The 19,078-nt window shown below is 66.4% G+C and carries 15 protein-coding genes; 9 read left to right on the forward strand and 6 right to left on the reverse strand.

What is annotated here, in order from left to right; translation table 11 throughout:
• Positions 1–63: 63 nt before the first annotated feature.
• A complete protein-coding gene (locus tag WKW79_RS23075) occupies positions 64–2,070 on the forward strand; it encodes a lipoxygenase family protein (RefSeq protein WP_340337544.1) in 2,007 nt (668 codons plus the stop codon).
• 34 nt (positions 2,071–2,104) lie between these two features.
• Here WKW79_RS23075 and WKW79_RS23080 read toward each other — a convergent pair whose 3' ends face one another.
• Positions 2,105–5,896 carry a serine/threonine-protein kinase gene (locus tag WKW79_RS23080; RefSeq protein WP_340337545.1) on the reverse strand — a complete coding sequence of 1,264 codons (3,792 nt, stop codon included), beginning with the start codon at positions 5,894–5,896 and terminating at the stop codon, positions 2,105–2,107.
• A gap of 191 nt (positions 5,897–6,087) precedes the next feature.
• Here WKW79_RS23080 and WKW79_RS23085 point away from each other — a divergent pair, with 191 nt between their 5' ends.
• Both WKW79_RS23085 and WKW79_RS23090 read left to right on the forward strand, forming a co-directional pair.
• Entirely contained in the window at positions 6,088–7,752 is a 1,665-nt protein-coding gene (locus WKW79_RS23085; RefSeq protein ID WP_340337701.1) for an FHA domain-containing protein, read from the forward strand.
• A gap of 110 nt (positions 7,753–7,862) precedes the next feature.
• A complete protein-coding gene (locus WKW79_RS23090) occupies positions 7,863–8,135 on the forward strand; it encodes a hypothetical protein (protein WP_422823945.1) in 273 nt (90 codons plus the stop codon).
• Positions 8,136–8,204: 69 nt separating this feature from the next.
• Here the strand turns inward: WKW79_RS23090 and adhP are convergent, their stop codons facing one another.
• The 3 genes from adhP to sorT all read right to left on the reverse strand — a co-directional run bounded on the left by adhP (position 8,205) and on the right by sorT (position 11,032).
• Positions 8,205–9,236 (reverse strand): alcohol dehydrogenase AdhP, encoded by a 1,032-nt coding sequence (adhP, locus tag WKW79_RS23095; protein WP_422823946.1) that lies wholly within the window; start codon positions 9,234–9,236, stop codon positions 8,205–8,207.
• Between the two features lie 246 nt (positions 9,237–9,482).
• Entirely contained in the window at positions 9,483–9,812 is a 330-nt protein-coding gene (gene sorU, locus WKW79_RS23100) for a SorU family sulfite dehydrogenase c-type cytochrome subunit (RefSeq protein WP_422823947.1), read from the reverse strand.
• A 17-nt stretch (positions 9,813–9,829) separates the two neighbouring features.
• Positions 9,830–11,032, reverse strand: a complete 1,203-nt coding sequence (gene sorT / locus WKW79_RS23105) for a SorT family sulfite dehydrogenase catalytic subunit (RefSeq protein WP_340337547.1) — start codon at positions 11,030–11,032, stop codon at positions 9,830–9,832.
• 216 nt (positions 11,033–11,248) lie between these two features.
• Between sorT and WKW79_RS23110 the strand changes: the two genes are divergently transcribed.
• From WKW79_RS23110 to WKW79_RS23125, 4 genes are all read left to right on the forward strand, one after another.
• Positions 11,249–12,610 (forward strand): hypothetical protein, encoded by a 1,362-nt coding sequence (locus WKW79_RS23110; RefSeq protein ID WP_340337548.1) that lies wholly within the window; start codon positions 11,249–11,251, stop codon positions 12,608–12,610.
• Entirely contained in the window at positions 12,607–13,356 is a 750-nt protein-coding gene (locus tag WKW79_RS23115) for a hypothetical protein (protein WP_340337549.1), read from the forward strand. Before WKW79_RS23110 ends, WKW79_RS23115 begins: the two co-directional genes overlap by 4 nt.
• A 21-nt stretch (positions 13,357–13,377) precedes the next feature.
• Entirely contained in the window at positions 13,378–14,328 is a 951-nt protein-coding gene (locus WKW79_RS23120) for a hypothetical protein (protein ID WP_340337550.1), read from the forward strand.
• 73 nt (positions 14,329–14,401) lie between these two features.
• Positions 14,402–15,295, forward strand: coding sequence for a DMT family transporter (locus tag WKW79_RS23125; protein ID WP_340337551.1), 894 nt, complete (start codon positions 14,402–14,404; stop codon positions 15,293–15,295).
• A gap of 44 nt (positions 15,296–15,339) precedes the next feature.
• Here WKW79_RS23125 and WKW79_RS23130 read toward each other — a convergent pair whose 3' ends face one another.
• Positions 15,340–16,230, reverse strand: coding sequence for a LysR family transcriptional regulator (locus WKW79_RS23130; RefSeq protein ID WP_340337552.1), 891 nt, complete (start codon positions 16,228–16,230; stop codon positions 15,340–15,342).
• A 93-nt stretch (positions 16,231–16,323) separates the two neighbouring features.
• Here WKW79_RS23130 and WKW79_RS23135 point away from each other — a divergent pair, with 93 nt between their 5' ends.
• Positions 16,324–17,508 (forward strand): Acg family FMN-binding oxidoreductase, encoded by a 1,185-nt coding sequence (locus WKW79_RS23135; RefSeq protein WP_340337553.1) that lies wholly within the window; start codon positions 16,324–16,326, stop codon positions 17,506–17,508.
• 221 nt (positions 17,509–17,729) lie between these two features.
• On the forward strand, positions 17,730–18,032 hold the full coding sequence (locus WKW79_RS23140) for a hypothetical protein (protein ID WP_340337554.1): 303 nt from the start codon (positions 17,730–17,732) through the stop codon (positions 18,030–18,032).
• 24 nt (positions 18,033–18,056) lie between these two features.
• Here the strand turns inward: WKW79_RS23140 and WKW79_RS23145 are convergent, their stop codons facing one another.
• A complete protein-coding gene (locus WKW79_RS23145; protein WP_340337555.1) occupies positions 18,057–18,971 on the reverse strand; it encodes a LysR family transcriptional regulator in 915 nt (304 codons plus the stop codon).
• Between the last annotated feature and the right edge of the window lie 107 nt (positions 18,972–19,078).

The following is a 19,078-nucleotide window of genomic DNA, read 5'->3' on the forward strand; positions in this document are numbered from 1 at the left end:
CCTGGGTTCACTTGTAGCAAAGACTGTAACGTTCAGGACACAAAAACGCCTGGAAAACCTATCATGCAAGCCATGAACGTACCCATTCCCACCTTGCCAGGTGAAGCCACCGCGGCGCAACCGGACGCTCGCGCGTTGCAACTGCAACTGTCCCGCACGGCCTACAACTACGTTCGAAGCTACCCCCATCTCGAAGCGGTCCCGCTGTGCGCGGGCGTGCCGCCCGGCGAGGAGTTCAGCATCGCCTACAACGCGCTGGTCGCGCAGACCAGCGCGGAGATCGCCGAGAACTTCTCCTGCAATGTGCGCCGGCTACTGGAGCAGCAATTCAAGCAGGACCTGGAAACTCTCGAGGGCGACATGGGCCTCCTCGGGTTCCACAAGCTCGGTGCGGATTTGCTCAGACTCGAGCAGGACGTTCAAGCGCTGATCGACGGCATGTATGCAGCCGCTGCCGAGGCGGTTCAGGAAGGGCCGACCGCGATCCTGAAATCGACCTTGTATGACCTGGTACGGCCTGAGCGCCTTCAGGCCACGCAGGAGTCGGACTACAAGGACCTGGTCGTCACGCTGCCCGTGCCGCAGATGATGGCGATCGAGGCCAAGGACTGGATGCCGAAGGAAGGCGAGCCATGCGAGCAGGACTGGTTCTTCGGTTATCTCCAGTTGGCCGGCTTCAACACCACCAACCTGCGCCGCGTGGTGCTGGACAGGGCGACAGGCAGCAAGGCCCTGGTCTGGCGCGAGTTGCAGGCAAAGATGAAGATCCCCGATACTGTGACTGTCCCGAGCCGGGGTGGCCCTGCCAGCCTCACGCTGGTTGACGCGATCACCGCCGGAACGCTCTACGCCTGCGACTACGCCGCGCTGATCGGCGACGGGAATGTGCAACCCAAGGAGAGCTGCCTGCACGGCAAGCACCGCTACCTGCCATCGCCCATCGCCTTGTTCTACTGGAACGGGTCACCCCCCGAGGGCTATCCGTCGGGCGGCGCGTTGCAGCCCATCGCGATCCAGCTGGACCAGGCGCCGGGCTCCGCCATCTTCAGCCCCGACGATGCCTTCCATGCGAACGATGCCAACCACCTGAAGTGGAAGATCGCCAAGTACTTCGTCAACGTGGCCTGCGCGATCCAGCACGAATCGGTCGCTCATCTCGGGGATTGCCACCTGATCATGGAGGCCGTCGCGGTGGCCACGCACCGCCAGTTGGCGAAGGTCCATCCGCTGTTCCAGCTGCTCGAGCCGCATCTGCGCTTCACCATCAGCATCAACGATGGCGCCTCGCACAACCTCATCGTCCCGGGAGGCGTCGTGGCCGCCAACGTCGGCGCCAACATCGACTGGACGCTGCAGATGGTCAACGACGCGCGCGAGGCCTGGCGCTGGCCCGAGAACAGCCCGGACCACATCTTTGGCCTGCGCGGCACGGACAAGCTCGCGGACTACCCGTTCCGCGACGACACGCTGCTGTTGTGGAAGGCCATCAAGGATTTCGTCACCGGCTACGTGGCGATCTACTACGGCGACGACGCCGCCGTCGCCTCCGATCCAGAACTCAAGGCCTGGGTGCGCGAACTGGGCTCGCCCCAGCATGGCAATCTGCCAGGGTTTCCCGAGACGCTGGACACCCTGGAGCAACTCATTGAAATCGTCGCGCAGATGATCTACACCGCGGGCCCTCTGCACGCGTCGGTCAACTACGGTCAGTATCCCTTTGCGGGCTTCGCGCCCAGCGTGGCCGCGGCAATCTACAAGGCCGCGCCGACGCGCGAGGACCAGATCAATGACAAGGCGGAGTGCCTGGCGTGGTTCCCGCCGCTGGACGTCGCGCTGTACACCGTGTCATTCGTGTACCTGCTCAGCAGCATCCAGTTCGACAAGTTGGGGCACTACGCCAGCAACCCGCAATACCCTTACTTTGCGCATCGCCCCGCCCAGAAGGCGCTCGAGGCTTTTCAGGCCGCGTTGGCGCAGGCCGAGATCACGATCCACCAGCGCAACCTCGAACGGCCGGTTCCTTATCTTTTCCAGTTGCCCTCAAGGGTGCCCAACAGCGTCAGCATCTAGTGAGGCTGCGCGCAAGCAGCCTGGCGATGGGCTGTCAGTGCGCCTCGGGATGGCATCCCGGTGCCAGCATCCCGGTTGTTGCTTCAAGGTCGATCACGCCCTCGCTGCGCATGACGGCCTCTGCGGCGAACGCCAGCGCGCGCCCGGCCTCGCCGCCCGTCAACTGCCCCTGCCGGCGCCGCGCGGCGGCGCCGTACAGCTTCAAGCCCGTGGCGTCAAAGACAAGCGTCGCTGCCTGCAGCAACCCGGCCGCCCGCTCGGGTTGCTGCTTTTCGCACGCCAGGCCCGCCTCCAGCACCGCGACCCAACCGGGCACGTGGGGCAGGCGGGTCTTGTTCAGGCGCCTGACCGTTGCCCTGGCAATCTCCACGCCCTCGGCGCGGTCCATCGTGCGTTGCCGCGCGGCAGTCAGCGCGCATCCGGCGCGGTAGTAACCCATCAAGCCGAGCGCGATCTTCATGCGCAAGAGCTGCGATTTCTCGAGCGCCGACCACTGTTGCGCAGCCAGCGCGGCGCCGCGCGCCGGCTGGCCTTCGTAAAGCGCCAGGTTCAGATCGGCCATGAGCATCAGGTAGTCCGCCCATTGATAGATGCTTTGAACCTGATAGCTGGCCTTGGCCTGGCCGATCCGCCGGCCCGCGTCGGCAAGACCGCGGTGCGCCAGCAGGGCAGGCGCCGCAAAGCCGATCACGCCGCACGCCAGGTACTGGTCGCCCCGTCGCAAGGCGTTCTCGACAATGCCGGGCGCCGTGGTCGAGGTCCGGGCATATTCACCCAGATGATTCTCGGCATTCGCGCAGTAGAGCAGGGTGCCGGCCAACTCGAACGGCACCTCCGCGCAATGGGAGCCATACCACTCCAGGGCGTCTTGCAGCACCGGCCGGGCTTCGGCATAGCGACCTTCGTGCGCCAGCACGCAGCCGCGAATCTGGCGCACCCAACCCGTCAGTTCGTGCTGCGACACCTCGCTGGCCAGGCGTTCTGCACGCAGCATGATCGGTTCCGTCCTTGCGCGCGTGCCCGGGCCATCGAAGCTGGCCATGTAGGCCTCCATGGACAGGGCCCTCGCGGCATGCGCCCGCGAGCCCGTGTTCAGGGCCAGTCGAGCGTAGCGGGCCGCCATGTCGACCATCACGAATGGATCGTTGCCGACCGAGCCCTGGACCACGGACCACATCGCACCCAGGCGGGCCTGATCGCCTGGACGGGGTGCGGCGGACAGGTCGATCTCGAGGCCTCTGCATTTCAGCAGAAAGCGCGAAGCCAGTGCCGCCGCGATCGCCGCGCGCGGCGACTTCGGCATGGACAGGCCGATGGCGGCGAGCACTTCGCCCAGCAGGACGCGCGCCTCGTCGGTAAAGCCACTGGTGCTGAGCAAATGCGCCGCTGCACGCTTGTATTCGAGCGCTTCCTGCGGAGAAGCATCGATGCTCGCAGCGCGGTAGACCTCTGCGGCCTCGCGGCTGTTGCCCATCGACGCCAGCATCGCCGCGAGCTTGACCTGCACCTGCCGGAACCGCGAAGGGTCGGCATCCATGAGGTCCAGGCACTGTCGATACTGGCGGGAAGCGAATTCGAACGCCAGCTTGGCTGCGAAGACATCGCCCGCCTTCTCGTAGTAGACGCTGGCACGCTGGCTGTCCCCGGCGCCATGAAAGTGCACCGCCAGGTGCTCCGGTTCCGAGCCCTCCCGCACGGACAGTGCTTCCGCCAGGCGGGCGTGTACGCCGCGCAAGGCGTCAGGCGTCAAGGCGTCGGCCACGGACTCGCGAATCTTGTCGTGATAGCACTCCAGCACGCGACTGTGCGCACTGGCCCTTGTGGTGCGCGCGAGCCGCTCGAACAACAAGGCGTCGAGGGCTTCATGCGTCGCTCCGGCGGCATCCACGGCCAACTGCGCTGCCATCGGGCGCCCCGCCACGGCCAGCACGTTCAGCACATCGCGCGCTTTCGCAGGCAGCAGGCTGACGTGCCTGTCCACTGTCTGGCCCAGCGTGAGCGCGTTCGGGCCGGCCCCCGCCGTCAGCCGGGAGGAGCGGGCCTGGCGAACCAGTTCACCGACGAAGAAGGGGCTGCCTCGACCCTCGGCCGCGATCAAGGCGGAGTCCACGGTGCTGGCCGAACCGAGCAGCTGCTGCGCCAACTGCACCGAAACTGCCGGCGGCAGCGGGCCCACGTGCAGGGACCGACACTCCACCCCCGGCCTGCTGGCCGCAATATCCAGGGTCTGCTGCAAGAGCGCGTTGTCCCCGGCGCCTTCGCTGCGATGCGTCGCCACCCACAGGAACGGCGTCGGTTCGGGCTGGCTCAGCAGGTAATCGAAGACGACGATCGAATCGCTGTCGGTCCATTGCAGGTCGTCCACGAAGATGACCAGCGGCCGCCGGTCGCGCATGCGTCCGAGCAGTTCACTCAGCGCGGCGAACGCGCGCAGCCGCAGTTCCTGCAGATCGGGGATGACCTTCTTCGGCCCCCGGGCCACCGCCTCGACACGCTCGAGCACGGGGAAGAGACGGGCCAGGGCGTACATCTCGCGCGGCATCAGGTCGCCGGCTTCCTCGCGCGTCAGCCCGTGCAGGTGGCTGCTGAGTTCGTCCATCACCGAGTCGAAGGCCTTGAAAGGCACGCTCTCACGGTCGTAGCAGCGTCCCTCCAGCGTGACCGAGCGTCCACTGGCCTTCACCTGGTCGAGGAATGCATGCAACAGCGCACTCTTGCCCATGCCTGAATCGCCGCTGACAAACATGACCACCGGCCGGCCGGCCAGCATCGATGCATGGGCGGCGTGCAGTGCGGCCATTTCGCTCTCGCGTCCGAGCAGGATATCGGGCTGGAGCGCCATGCCCATCGGCGCCGCGGCCACCTGGCCCCGCGCATCTGCCGCGTCCGCACGGTCCAGCGCTGCCTGCACCTGGGCCGCGTCGGGCCGCGCTGCGGGGTCGCGCTGCAGCAGTGCATCGCACAGCCGGGCAAGGTCGTCCGGCGCGTCCGCGCACAGGCTGTGCACGCTGGGCGCGGCCTGGCTTCGCTTGAGTTCGAGTACGTCGCTGACGGGCCCTTCGAACGGCAGCTTGCCGGTCAGGGCAACGAACAGCATCGCCCCGATCGCGTACAGGTCGCTGGCGGTCGTCGGCGCCAGATTCGCCGCGCTCAGCGTTTGCTCGGGCGCCAGGTAGCCGGGTGTGCCGCTGAACCCGGATTCGGCCGGACGCGCGGCTGCGCACGCACGCCCGACCACCGCCAACCCGAAATCCAGGATCACGACGCGCCCGCCCTTCTCGACGATGACGTTGGACGATTTCAGGTCCCGGTGCAGCATGCCCGCGCCATGGATCGCCACCACGCCCTTGAGCAACTGCTTCAGGGCGGCGCGCAGCCGCTGCTCATCGAGCCGCCCGTCGGGACGCACCCACGCGTTGAAGTGCTCGCCTTCGACAAGCTCCATGCTGAAGAACCAGCCCTCGTCGCTGAACATCTCGTGCAGCCGGCACAGGTTCGGGTGGTGCATGTCGGCCAGCGAGCGGAACTCGCTCTTCAGCCTGTAGACGCTGCCAGGGTCGAGCCCACTCAGGGTCTTGATCGCGACGGCGCTGCGCCTGAGGTCGTCCCAGGCTTCGAACACCACCCCCATGCCACCCTCGCCAATCTGGCGCGTGATGCTGAATCTCCCGTCCACCACGCTGGTGCCTGGGACCAGTCGAAAGCTCGAATCCGGGGATTGCGCTTCGGGAACCGGTGAGGCGCGCTGAAGCAGGTCGAGAAACGATCCGCCGCTGCCCTCGGCGGTGAGGTCGAGTCGGGTCGCTTCGTTTTCTTTTTGTGGCATGACGCCCTCGCAACCACCGTGGAAGTGCTTAAATGATTATGAATGAACATCAAGGCAATCTGTGACCATTGTGGTGGCGTTGTTACGGAGGCATCTTCGTCAGCATCCCTTCAGGGTGTGCCGTGCGCCTGACCCTGGCAGCCACGACCGCAGGTGCCGTCAAGCGCCTGGACTTCAGCACCGCTGAACCTGTGACGATCGGGCGCTCGCCCGATTGCCAGATCCAGATCGACGCCGACCAGGGCAGCGTGTCGCGGCTGCATGCCCAACTCGTACCGACCGGCCAAGGCTGGGTGCTGGAAGATCTCAGCAAGTTCGGAACCCTGGTGAACGGCATGAAGCTGGGGCATGGACTGCGTTGTGTGCTGCGCCTGGATGACGAGTTGCGGATCGGACCGCTGCGTCTTCGGGTGCTCGAGTTGGGGGGGCAGATCGAGCAGACGATGGCCACGGAACTCAGGTTGACGGCCGTCAATCTTGCGACGCTGGACCCGCAATTGATCCTGAAGTCGGCGCTGGAATTGCCTCGTCTGTTCGGCGAGGCGCATGCCGAAGGCGAGGTGTTGCAGAAGGCTTGCGCTTTTCTGGTGCAGGTGCTCTCGCCCGTCGTCAGCTCAGCCTATGTCGTGCAAGCGCATCCGGACAACATCGAGTCGTCGCGCATGCTCGCAACCTGCTCGTTGAACGGAGAACGCGCCCCGGTGCTCAGCCGCAGGGTCATCAGCGGCGCGCTCCACCTCGACGGTTCGGTTGCTTTTTTCAACCATGCCACCTCGACCGGCATCGATGCCACCGTGAGCGACACGACGCGCACCGTCGGGGCCTGCCTGATCGAGCGCAGCGCCGACGGCGAGCCCATCGTGATCTATGTCGTCGGCGAGCGAACCTTGCCGAACAGCAGCACCGACATCGCTGCCGGCTACCTCAGCCTGGTGAGCACACTCACGCGCCAGCACCTGGTGACCCAGAGGCAGGCCCATTTGAGGCAGTATTTTTCGCCCAAGGTCGTTGATCTGCTGATGCGCCCCGGCGGACGCTCCAGTGCCGAGGGCGACCCTCGCATCATGGAGGCCACCAGCCTGATCTTCGATCTTCGAGGGTTCTGCCTTTCCACCGAGGCGGCGGCAACGGACTTGCTTCGATGGCAGAAGGAACTGCGAAGCATCATGGACATCGTCTCGCGCGAAGTCTTTGCGCACGAGGGAACGGTGATCGACTACCAGGGCGACGGGTGTTTCGCCGCCTGGGGAGTCCCGTTCGAGCAACCCGGCCAGGCCCGATTGGCCGTCGACTGTGCGCTGCGGATCCTCGAGCAGTTGAAGTCAACCCCGTTGCAGTCCTTGTCGGCGCCATCGGGGCCGGTTTGTGGCATCGCCATTGCCAAGGGGCAGGTGTTGGCCGGTTCGATGACATCGAGCCGGCATTTCAAGTACGGGTTGCTGGGCACTTCGGTGAACTGCGCGGCCCGTGTGGAGGCGCTCACCAAGCCCGGCCGACTCGACGCGCCGCTGCTCGTCACCGAAGAGGTGGCCAGGCTTCTGGACGTGACACGCACGCCATTTGTCCGGGCGGCCCGCGTGGCCCTGGCAGGCATGGAAACCCTGGTCAATGTCTACGAGGTGCTCGATTCCGCACGGGCCCTGTCGTCGGCGGACCATGCAAGGCGCTGGGAGGATTTCTTGAGCAAATTTGAAGGGTCGCGCCGGTTGGCCGATCTGCAAGCGCTCGAGGTGGCGATCAACGCGACCGCGTGGGCAGACGACCCCCGCGTGCGCTGGTTGCAAGCGCAGTGCAGGCACCTGGAAGATCCGGAACAGCTCTCCCGATGGGACGGCGTCGTGCGCTACGAAAAGTAGCCCGTTGCGAGTCTCCGCGCACGTTGGAGCGATGCTTCAGAACGTTGGCGGGTTGTGCCGCTCTGTATTCGTCGTCAGAATCGACTGTTCACCCACACGAGGAGCGCGCAATGAATACCCTGCAATTCCGGCACTGGATGCAAGCGGCTACCTCGGTCGCCGCTTCAGCCGGTTTTCTCCTCGCCGCAGACACTGCGTTCGCAACCCAGCAATCGCAACAGCGTCAAGTGGGTCGGGCTGTCAATCAGGGGGCCAAGCACGACGCTCGCACGGGCAAGCAAGAGTGCAGGGCGGCGAACCAGAGCAGCAATGCCCAATGTCGCCAGGACAAGCGGGACACCAAGCAAGAAGGCCGACAGGAAAAGCGCGACATCAAGTACTGATGCAGCCGAGGCCCGCGGTGCCTTGATGATGGAACGGCGCGGGCGGCGCCGCACTTGATCAGAGCCTCCCTAAGGCTCGTCCGTCAGCCGCAAGACCACCCGGCCTTCGATGTCGCCCTTGCGCATGCGATCGAAGATCGGGTTGATGTTCTCGATGCGGTCTTCGCTGAACACGGTGTGAACCTTGCCCTCGCCGGCGAAGGCAAGGGCCTCCTGCAGGTCCTTGCGCGTGCCGACGATGGAACCGCGCACGGTCTTGGCGTTGAGCACCACGTCAAAGATCGGCAGTCCGAATTCGCCCGGTGGCAGCCCCACCATCGACATGGTGCCGCGCTTGTGCAGCATGCCCAGGCCCTGGGCGAATGCGCTGCGCGCGGCCGCGGTCACGAGCACGCCATGCGCGCCCTTGAGCTCGCGCTGCAACGTCGCCACCGGATCGCCGGTGGCCGCGTTCACGACCATGTCCGCTCCCACCTCCTGCGCGAGCTTGAGCTTCGCGTCGTCCACATCCACTGCCGCCACGTGGAAGCCCATGGCCTTGGCGTACTGCACCGCCAGGTGGCCCAGGCCGCCCACGCCGGAAATCGCCACCCAGTCGCCCGGCCGGCAATCGAGCACCTTCAACCCCTTGTAGACCGTGACGCCGGCGCACAGCACCGGCGCTATGGCCGAAAATCCGATATTGGCAGGCAGGTGTCCCACATATCCCGGATCAGCGAGCACGTATTCGGCATAGCCACCGTTGACGGTGTAGCCAGTCATCTGTTGCGAATCGCACAGGGTTTCCCAACCGGTGATGCAGTGCTCGCAATGACCGCACGAGGTGTGCAGCCAGGGCACACCGACCCGATCGCCTTCCTTCACGTGCTTCACGCCGGCGCCCACCGCGGCCACGTGCCCTACGCCTTCGTGACCGGGAATGAAGGGCGGGCTCGGCTTGACCGGCCAGTCGCCCTCCGCCGCGTGCAGGTCGGTGTGGCATACGCCGGAGGCCGCCACCTTGACGAGCACCTGACCCGGTGTGACCTCCGGCACGGGGACTTCCTCGATCCGGAGTGGCTTGCCAAACTCATGAACCACGGCAGCTTTCATCGTCTTCATCACGGCCTCCTCAGTCGTTCGGGGCAGACCATTGTGAGCACGCGCGTCAACCGACCCAAGTGCGGTTGCAGGCTGATACAGCAGCGGCTTCATCGTCACGCCGTGGCGATCCTCGATCGCCCACCAAGACGTGAACTGCCAGCGCCTGGCCAGCGATTCGAGGTTGAACCCCATCGACAAATGGATTTGCCGCGAAGCGGCCGCGGTTCCGTGTGGAACCAACCGTTCAAACCAACTCTGAAGCAGTCAAGGTTTCGCTTGCGTGACCGTCGAGACGTAGCGTGCCAGCGCGGCGACCTGGTCGTCCGTGAGCGCGGTGAACGCGGGCATGGCACCCATTCCGCTTCGAATGACCCGGGCGATACGGGCCGCATCAGGCTTCAGATCGTCCAGGTCCGGCCCGATCTGTCCGGTCGACCCGGCGTCCTTCAGTGTGTGGCAAAGCGCGCAGGCGGGGGCGGATGCTGCGCCGCTGTTGAAGATCTGGCGCCCTTCGGCGAGGGCGGGATCGGCCGCAAGGCACGGGGCAGCAAACGCGATCCCCGCCAAAGCCACAGGCACGACTGACTTCTTCAAGCGAACAGTCACCCGGCTCATGCGACGGTCACCGTGACGGCGTGGTCACGCCAGCTGGTGTTGAGATAGCCCGCCTTGTTCTCGACGCGCATCTCCGGCTGCGTGCGTCCCTTGGCGTCGGTCACGCGACTGGCCAGTTGGTGGCTGCCAGCACCGAGGTCGACAGTGGCCGCGAATTCGCGCCACGCAAACCGACCCAGATCGGGGCCGACAAGCGACGCAACCTTCCACGTCGCGCCGCCATCGGTCGAGACCTCGACCTGCTTGACCGCGTTCGTTCCGCCAAACGCGACGCCCTTGATGACCGCTGCACCCGGACGCAGCGTTCCGCTTTCGGGTAGTGGCGAATTGATCCACGACTTGGGCGGCATTTGCCAGACCGAAGGATCCGCGGGATTCACGGCCTTGGCATCCGGGGCGCTCATCCGGTAGTCGGTCTGTTGGATCGACGCGTCGGACTCATCCGGCGTGAACGCGACGCGCTTCACGTACTTGATGCTGTTGACGCCAGTGAAGCCGGGCACGATCAGGCGCAGGGGACCGCCGTGCGCCAGGGGGATCGGCTGTCCATTGAGCTCCCACGCCAGCAGCGCGTCATCCATCGCGGCGACGGGCACGCTGCGCTCGATGCGGGTCTTGGGATCGAGACCTGCGGGGATGACTTCGCCGCCAGTGCCGGTGAGGAACTTGGCGCCGGCATCCATGCCGCCGAGCTCACGCACCAAGTGACGTAGCGGCACGCCAGTCCACATGACGCAGCCTGCGGCGCCGACCTGCCAGGGCGTACCGGAAGGCTTGGACGGGAACATCCCGCGACCGTTGCCGCTGCACTGCAGGACCATCGTCACCGTCTCGGTCGGCATCTTCTTCAGTTCGGCCAGCCTGAAGGCGCGCGGGCGGCGCACGCCCTCGATCCGCACTTCCCAGGCGTCCCTGTCGTTCAGGATGTCGGCGCTTGGCGGCGCAATGTTGTTGCGCACGTAGAGGTGCCTGGCCGGGGTGATCACGCCGTCGCCCATGGCGCTGCGACGCAGTTCGATGGTGTTCGGGCTGTGCACGATCATGGCGCCCGCGTCCTTCCACGTCGCGAAGGGGGGCAACGGTCGAGCCTGCTGTGCGAACGCCGATCTCCAGGGACCGAGGCTTGCCATCGCTGCGGCGGATGCCGACACGCCCAACAAGGCGCGGCGCACGGGATTGACTGCGAAATGAAGAGGCATTCGAATTACCGAGGGTTGATGAGGATGCTTCGAGATGATCAACGCGCCGTTGTCGCGGCCACCTCAGGGTATCCGCGCAATATTGGCATCTCTTGCGAAGACGCCAATGCTGCACCGGGGCGAGCCGCGCCACCCCCTCCTCGAAGGAGGGGGAAGGGCGGGACATAGGCCAAAAGACGGATCGGCCGGGGCGTGGCGCCTCAGCACAATCCGCGGATGCGCGCGCGGTCCATCCCGATCCCGGTCGTCATGTTGCTGGCGCTCACACTGGGGGCCTGGGCCGGCTCGCTGGCCGGCGTTTTCCAGTACGACGACCTGCGCAACATCGTGCTGGACCCGGCCACCGCCGATCCGGTCGCCTTGCGCGAGCGGCTCGGCAACGGATTTCGCCCGCTGCTGCGGCTGAGCTATGCGGCCGACCATTGGCTCTGGGGGTTCTGGCCGGCGGGCTTCCTGCTCACCAACCTGCTGTTGCACGCGGCCTCAGTGGTCGCGGTCCGGGCGCTGGCCCGGCACCGGGTCGACGCGCTGGCGGCATGGTGTGCCGCCGCCGTGTTTGCGGTGCAGCCGGCGCATGCCGCGGTGGTGGCATCGGCCAGCGGGCGATCGACCGGGCTGTCGACCCTGCTGCTGCTGTTGGCGCTGCTGGCCCACGAGCAATCGATCCGCCAGCGGGTCACGACGGCAACGCGCTGGTCTGCACTGGCGCTGCTGATGTTCGCGCTCGCCGTGGCCGCGAAGGAAGTAGCGCTCGTCTTTCCGGCGGTCGTGCTGCTGTGGGAGTGGACGCGGCCCGATGCGGCGCGGGGCGGGGCACTTGTTCGTCGACTCGCGCCGGCTGCGTTGGCGGCGCTGCTGATGGCGGCGATCGCCTTCGCCTGCAGCAGTCGATTGCGCGATATCACTGCGTTCTCGATCGCGCTGGGCACGCCGATGGAAGCCCTGGCGACGCATGCCGCTGCCCTGCCTTTCTCCCTGGCCCTGTGGTTCCGTCCGGGCGCGCTGACGATCGAACATGCGCCCCTTCCTGCGCTGGCCGCGCTGCCGGGCATGCTGGCCCTGGCAGCGGTGGTGCTGGCCGCGATCGCAGCGCGGCCGCGCGTGCCGCTTCTCACGCTGGCGCTGTTGTGGCCGCTGGCGATGCTGTTGCCGACACACTCGGTGCTGGCGCGGCTCGATCCGGTGGTCGAGAAGGCGCTGTATCCGGCCTGGATCGGACCGAGCATCGCCATCGGAGCGCTTGCCGCCGCGGCCTGGAACCGCCTGCAGGCCAGGCGAACGGCCACCGTGTGCGCGAGCCTCGCGCTGGCCTCGCTCGTGCTGTGCTGCGAATGGCGTGCCGCCGTGTGGGCCGACCCGCTTCGGCTTTGGCGCGAGGCCACGGAGCACGCGCCGCTGTCGGCGCGCGCGTGGCACAACCGTGCCTTGGCCGAACTCGATGCGCGGCATGTCGCGCAAGCCGCTGCATGCATTGCCCGCGCGCTGACGCTGGACCCGGACTCGCAGCGCAGCCACGACCTGGCGCTTGCGATTTCCCTGCTGCTGCCAACTCCCCCACCGAAGGAGCACGCCTCGTGAAATGCCTGCCGTCCCTGTGCCTGTCCCTGTCGATGGCCTTGTGGGTGCCGTTCGCGGCGCATGCCACCCCTGCCAACTGCGACGATTGCAGCGACCTGCCGAACCTGTACCGCGAACTGCTCGAGCAGGAGTTCCTGTTGGCCCTGTTCCAGAGCTGGGCCGCCCAGGGCTACCCGCTCGCGACGCCCAAGTCGGCGCAGGACGCCGCGGTTGCGCGCCTCGACGCGGCCATGGCCGGCAATCTCTATGGCGTGCTGGCGCCGCCGTCCCCCATTGGCGGCACGGCGCCGGGCAGCGCCGCGCCTTCTTTCGGCACCGTCACCGACACCCCGGACTGCGCACTGGTCGAATACCGACGTGACAAGCCCGCCGACAAGGAGCTCACCGCACATCCGGTCACGCCGGCCGAGGTCCGCAAGAAGCTGTGCAAGCCCAAGGCGGACTTCACGCTGGCCCATGAAGGTACGCACAAGGCCTCGTGCGAGGCCGCCTGGAAGGCGAAGGACGACAAGTCGCTGAAGACCGTGAAGTGGTACATCGACAACGACGCCCAGGCCTACCAAGCCGGCATCAAGGTGCTGCGGGAAGCCATTGCCTCGCTGGCCACCAAATGCAAATGGTCCGGTTCGGCCAACGAGTACCGCAAGGACAAGACCAAGACAGTGCCCACGCCGGAGGAGATCAAGTCGCTGGCGCAGAACACGAAGCAGAAGGTCTCGGCGCTCAACCGCGCGACGAAGAAATAGACCGCCCCCGCAGGAGACGCCATGACCCCGACCCTCATCCTTGGCGCCGCGCTGCTGATCGGCGGTGCGCGCATCGACATTCCGCCCGACCAGGTGCAGGCCCAGTTCGAGAAGCAATGCGTGGATGGCCGCTGGAACAACGACAGCTGCCCCGCGCTGCGCGTCGAGCTCGAGCTGCAGCTCTACGACGAGTTGCAGCGGCTCGCGCTGCAGGGCGAGGTCGACCGGGCGTCGCTGCAGACCGCCGCGCGCGCCCGCTTTCCGATGCTGGCCGAGTTCGGCCTGCGCAAGCTCGGCAAGATCACCAGCCAGGACGACCGCGACGCCGCGCTGGCGGCGGTCGAGCACCCGGCGCCCACGGTGCGTGCACTGGCCAGGCAGATGCTCGAGGTGCAGGACGACCGCTGGCGCAAGGGCATGGGCGTGTGGTGGCGCGGTGGCGCGCGCAACGGCTTCGCGGGCATGGTGCCCGACGTGGTGCCAACGGCGGCGCAACTCGGCATCGCGCCGGTGAACGACAACGAGGCGCTTCGCTTCCGGTACTTCGCGAGCAGCACCGAGCGCGAGCGGCGCCTGGTCTTCACCACGAAGCTCACGCCCGACCAGGCGCTGGCGCTCATCGCCAGGGGCGGCAAGGTGGTCGATGGCAGCAAACTGCCGCCCGGCCCGAAGGAGCAGGAGGCCTTGGGCAAGTCGATGGCCGGCGTGCAGAAGGAGATCCAGGAGGCGATGGCGCGCGGCGACATGAAGGCCGTGGCCGAAATCTCGCAGCGCATGAGCAAGCAGATGACGGCCGTCATGCCGACGCAGGAAACGATGATGCTGCGGCCCGTCGCCGAGTTCACCGCGCCGCCCGCCAACGTGCGCTACGTGCAGGTGCCGACCATCGACAAGACGCACACGCCCGTGACCGCCGCCGCCTCGCGCGAAGAGTCGATGGGCGGGGAGACGGTGGTGGTGATCCTGTATTGAGGTTGGTGGTCGCATTGGCGCATCGAACAGAATGAGGGTCGCTCCCGCGGCCAGCGCCACAGACCTCTCACCCATGCACCCCACCGGATCCCTGCGCGGCATCGCCGCGATGCTGCTCGCCTGCGCGTTCTTTGCGTGCATGGACGCGCTGCTGAAGCACCTGGCCGGCCACTACCCGGCAGTGCAGGTGATGGCACTGCGCGGTCTCACGGCCCTGCCATTGGTGTGCCTGTACATCGCCTGGCGGCGCGATGCCGCTGGCGTGTTCAACCGACGTTTGCGTTGGCGGCTGCATCTGCTGCGCGCCGTGCTGAACATGACCATGCTCGTGCTCTTCGTCCACGGCCTGAAGACCCTGGGACTGGCGGAGGCCTACACGCTCAGCTTCATCGCGCCGCTGCTGATGGTGCTGATCGCCGTGCCGATGCTCGGCGAGTCGGTCCAGCCCCGGCACTGGCTCGCCATCGGGCTGGGCTTCGTCGGTGTGGTGATTGCATTGCGGCCCGAACAGGGGGCTTTCCTGTCGATGGGGGCATTGGCAGTGCTGGTGGCCGCGGCTTGCTATGCGCTGTCGAACATGCTGGGCCGGCTCATCAGCCGCACCGAATCCAGCGGCGCGCTGGTCTTCTGGACGACGGCCGGCATGGCCGTTGGCGGGAGCCTGCTGGCGGCGCCGCAGTGGGTTCCGATCCAGTCCGGGCACGCGTGGGTGCTGGTGGGACTGGCGGTCAGTGGCTTCCTGGGCCAGATGTCCATCGCCGAGGCCTTCCGCCATGGCCAGGCCGCCTCGATCGCCCCTTTCGAATACAGCGCCCTGGCCTGGGCGTTGGTGCTGGATTGGCTCTTCTGGCAGGCGGCGCCCGATGCATGGACGCTGGGCGGAGGGGCGCTGATCATTCTGAGCGGGCTGTGGCTGGCGCGAAGCGAGGCGCCGAGGTCCGCACGTCAACGGCGAAAGGCCGATTGATTCGCGGCGGATCGTGCGCGGAGCCGCCGTGATGACCAGTCTTGCTACAACGCAGCGGCAATGCTGCGGGCCAGAAAGTCGTAGACCTGCCGGATCCAATGGCTGCTGCGAATCTCGCGATGCACCGCCAGCCACACGGGCAGTGGCGGTATCTTGAGCGCAGGCAGGACGCGCACGACGTCTGTGTCTGTTCGCGCAATGTAGTCGGCCACGAAGCCGATGCCCATCCCCGCACGCAGCGCCTGCCAGTGGACGTTCAAGTCGTCGCTGCGCAGGCAGAAGGCGTCGCGCGTCAACGGCGTTCCAAAGGCGGCAGAGCCGCGCACGATGCTGTCGTCGCGATCGAACCCGATCAGGTCGTGCGAAAGCAAGTCGGAAGCTTCCCGCGGCACGCCGCGTCGGCGCAGGTAGTCGCGGTGCGCATATGCGCCCAGCGTGACTTTGCCGATGCGCTTGATGACCAGCGAGGCTTGCTGCGGCGGAACCATGCGCACGGCGATGTCCGCCTCGCGCCGGAGCAGGTTGCTGACCTCGTTGCTCGACACCAGTTCGATCTGCACGTCGGGCAGCGCCTGGCGCATCTGGGCCAGCAGCGGCGGCAGCAGATGCACCGACACAGGCTGGCTGGCGCTCACGCGCACGGTGCCTGATGCAACGGACAGCGCACCCGAGAGACTGCGGGCCAAGGCATTCGCGCCAGCTTCCATGGCGCGTGCCGCATCGGCCAGTCGCAGCGCCATGGCCGTCGGCTGCATCCCGCGACCCGTGCGTTCGAACAGCACTGTGCCGAGTTGCGTTTCCAGTTCCATGATGTGGCGTCCGACCGTGGGCTGGCTGGAGCCCAGCATTCGCGCCGCGCCCAGCAGGCTGCCGCGATCGAGGGCCGCGAGGAAGGAGGGGATCAGTCGCCAGTCGAAATCGGTGGAGCTATTCATTCCCGCATAGCTGGTGTGAGTAATCGACCAATTGTGAATGGCCGCGCACGTTCTCACAATGCACGCATCAGGGCAAACTGCGTGAGGCTCGTCATGGTGAACCGTCGGAATTTCGTGCGTCTTGTCGGTGGCGGCGTGGTGTTGACTGCCGGGGCTGCGGCGGTGGGTGTCCATTCCTTGACCAACGACATTCCAGCGGCTGCCATCGAGATCTGGAACGGACCCGGCGAAGAGACCGATGTTCGGAAGCGCGCGGTCGCCTACGCCGTGACGGCCCCCAATCCGCACAACCGCCAACCCTGGCTGGTGGACCTGCGCGAGCCCGACGCCATCACGCTCTATTGCGATAACGATCGCCTGTTGCCCGAGACGGATCCCTTCGGTCGCCAGATCCTGATCGGCCATGGCGCGTTCCTGGAGTTGATGGTGATGGCACTCGCACAACAGGGCATGCGCAGTGAAGTGACGCTCTGGCCCGAGGGAGAGATGGCGCCACAGCTCAGGGATTGGGATACCCGGCCGGTGGCGCGTCTGCGCCTGCTTCCGGGCGCGCAGGCGGACCCCTTGTTCGCATCGGTGCTGCAGCGGCATACGCCGAAACTGCCATTCGACACCACGCGCCCAATGGCGGCAGCCACGCTGACGGCGCTGCTGTCGCAACCACACGGCAGCGACGTGGTGCGCGCGGGTGGAACGATCGACGCCGCGCGCGTGGCCCAACTGCGGGCACTGTGCTGGGAAGCGGCAAAGGTCGAACTCACGACGCCGCGCACCGTGATGGAAAGCATTCGCCTGATGCGCATCGGACCGGATGAAATCCTGGCGCACCGCGATGGACTCACGATCAACACGCGCATGGCGCGCATCGCATCGGGCCTGGGCCAGTTCGATCGCAGTGCGCCACCCTCGCCGGACAGCCCCGCGCACAAGCAGGCGATGCAGACCTTCGACGGCTACTGCAGCACGGCCATGGGGTTTACGTGGCTGAGCACGGGAGGGAACAGTCGCAGCGACCAAATAGCCGCGGGTCGCGCCTATGTTCGCCAGCAATTGCGCGCGACCCAACTCGGCATCGGCATGCACCCGATGAGCCAGGCGCTACAGGAGTTCCCTGAAATGGCGCCGCACTACGAACGTGCGCACCGGTTGCTGCTTGACGCGGCCGCCCCCGCTTCGGCACGAGACGCCACCGTTCAGATGTTGTGCCGCATTGGGTATGCCTCGGCGGCAGCGCAGGCGACACCGCGTCGGACGCTCTCGCAGTTCTTCAGGGCTTGACGCGCGGTCGAGAGATAGAGGCAATCACGCCGCTCGCAAAGTTGCCCGGCTACGACAAGGCGGCGTTTTTGTGCACAAGTTGGCCTGTGTAGCGCCTTGGCGATATTGCGCTTCAGCGCAGCGCGACCTAATCTGGTCTGGACTTCACAGCTTCTTTGGCACCCACGACTTGCGTCGGATTTCTCATGTGGCTCGCAACGACTTTCCTGATTGCTCTCGCGATGCGCGAGATCTACCTGGCGCGATGGCTGGGAAGGTCGGCGTGCATCCGACGCAAGCGGAATCATTGGGTCACCCTGGAGATCCGGCGCCGCGTCAGCATGGAAAGCGTGCCGAGTCATGTCTCGGAGTACCCGCTCCCGCGCGAGGAGCGCATCCTCGTCAGCCGCCTGCTGGGCCTTGTCCTCTGGCACCGCGAAGTCAGCGTGGCGCTGCCCAACTCGGCTTGCGGGCATCTTGAAGAAGTCGGTCCGCAGGACTTTGATCGGCAGTTTCCAACCTGGCTTCGCCTGGGCAGCAACTGAGCGTCGGAAACGCAGCGACGGGGCTCACTGACCGGCGTCCGCCGCGCCATCCCGCGCCGCCCTGGCCTGCGCCAGCATGTAGTCAATGAAGGTCGTGGCGGCACGCGTGCGATGGCGGCCGGGCATGTAGAGCATGTACATGTGTGTGCCGAAGATCGACAGGCGCCACTCTCGCAGCGCGGCCACCACTTCGCCGTTTCGCAGTTCCTCGGTGAACACATAGTCCGGCACGATGCCCACGCCCAGGCTCGCCTGGATCGCCTTGCGCAGGAACAGGAAGTTCTCCGAGATGAGGGTCGGCTCCAGCAGCACCTCGTGCCGCTCCTCGCCAAGGTAGGCCGAGACGCGCAGTTGCCGCCCATGCACGGCCGAGGTGATCAACGGCACATGCCGCAGGTCATCGAGTTCCGAGGGCATGCCGTGTTCGCGGGCCCAGGCGCTGCTGGCGCATGCCACGTAGTACACCGGCCCCATGTCGCGCGCCACCAGGTTCTGCGGCGGCTCGGACATCACGCGGACCGCGATGTCCACCTCCTCGCGCATGAGGTCTTCCACCCGGTTTTCGAACATCACGTCCAGCACGATGCCGGGGTAGCTGCGCTTGAAGTCGACCAGCCAATCGGACATGACGAGTTGCCCGTAGCCGCTGGGCACCGACAGCCGCACGCGCCCCTGCAGGCTCTGGCCGAGGGCCACCGATTCGCTGGCGGCTTGCAACTCGTTGCGGATCGCGCAGCCGTGCGCATACAGGCGCAGGCCGATCTCGGTGGGCTCGATGCGGCGGGTGGTGCGGCGCAACAGTTGCTGGCCCAGCTCGCGCTCGAACTGGCCGAGGCGGTGGCTCACGTTGGCGCGGCTCATGCGCAGGCGGCGCGCGGCCTCGCTGAGGTTGCCGGCCTCGACGATCTCGACGAACAGGGAGAGGGCGTTCTGGTCCATGGCGTTCACTGTCAAGCAGGAGTTGACAGTGTGTCAATGCCCAGGGGAATTGTCGATATGGGATTGTCAGATCAGAATTTGCGCAAAGGCCCGCTCGCGGCCAACAC

It is taken from the genome of Variovorax robiniae (assembly GCF_037889955.1).
GTDB lineage: Bacteria > Pseudomonadota > Gammaproteobacteria > Burkholderiales > Burkholderiaceae_C > Variovorax > Variovorax robiniae.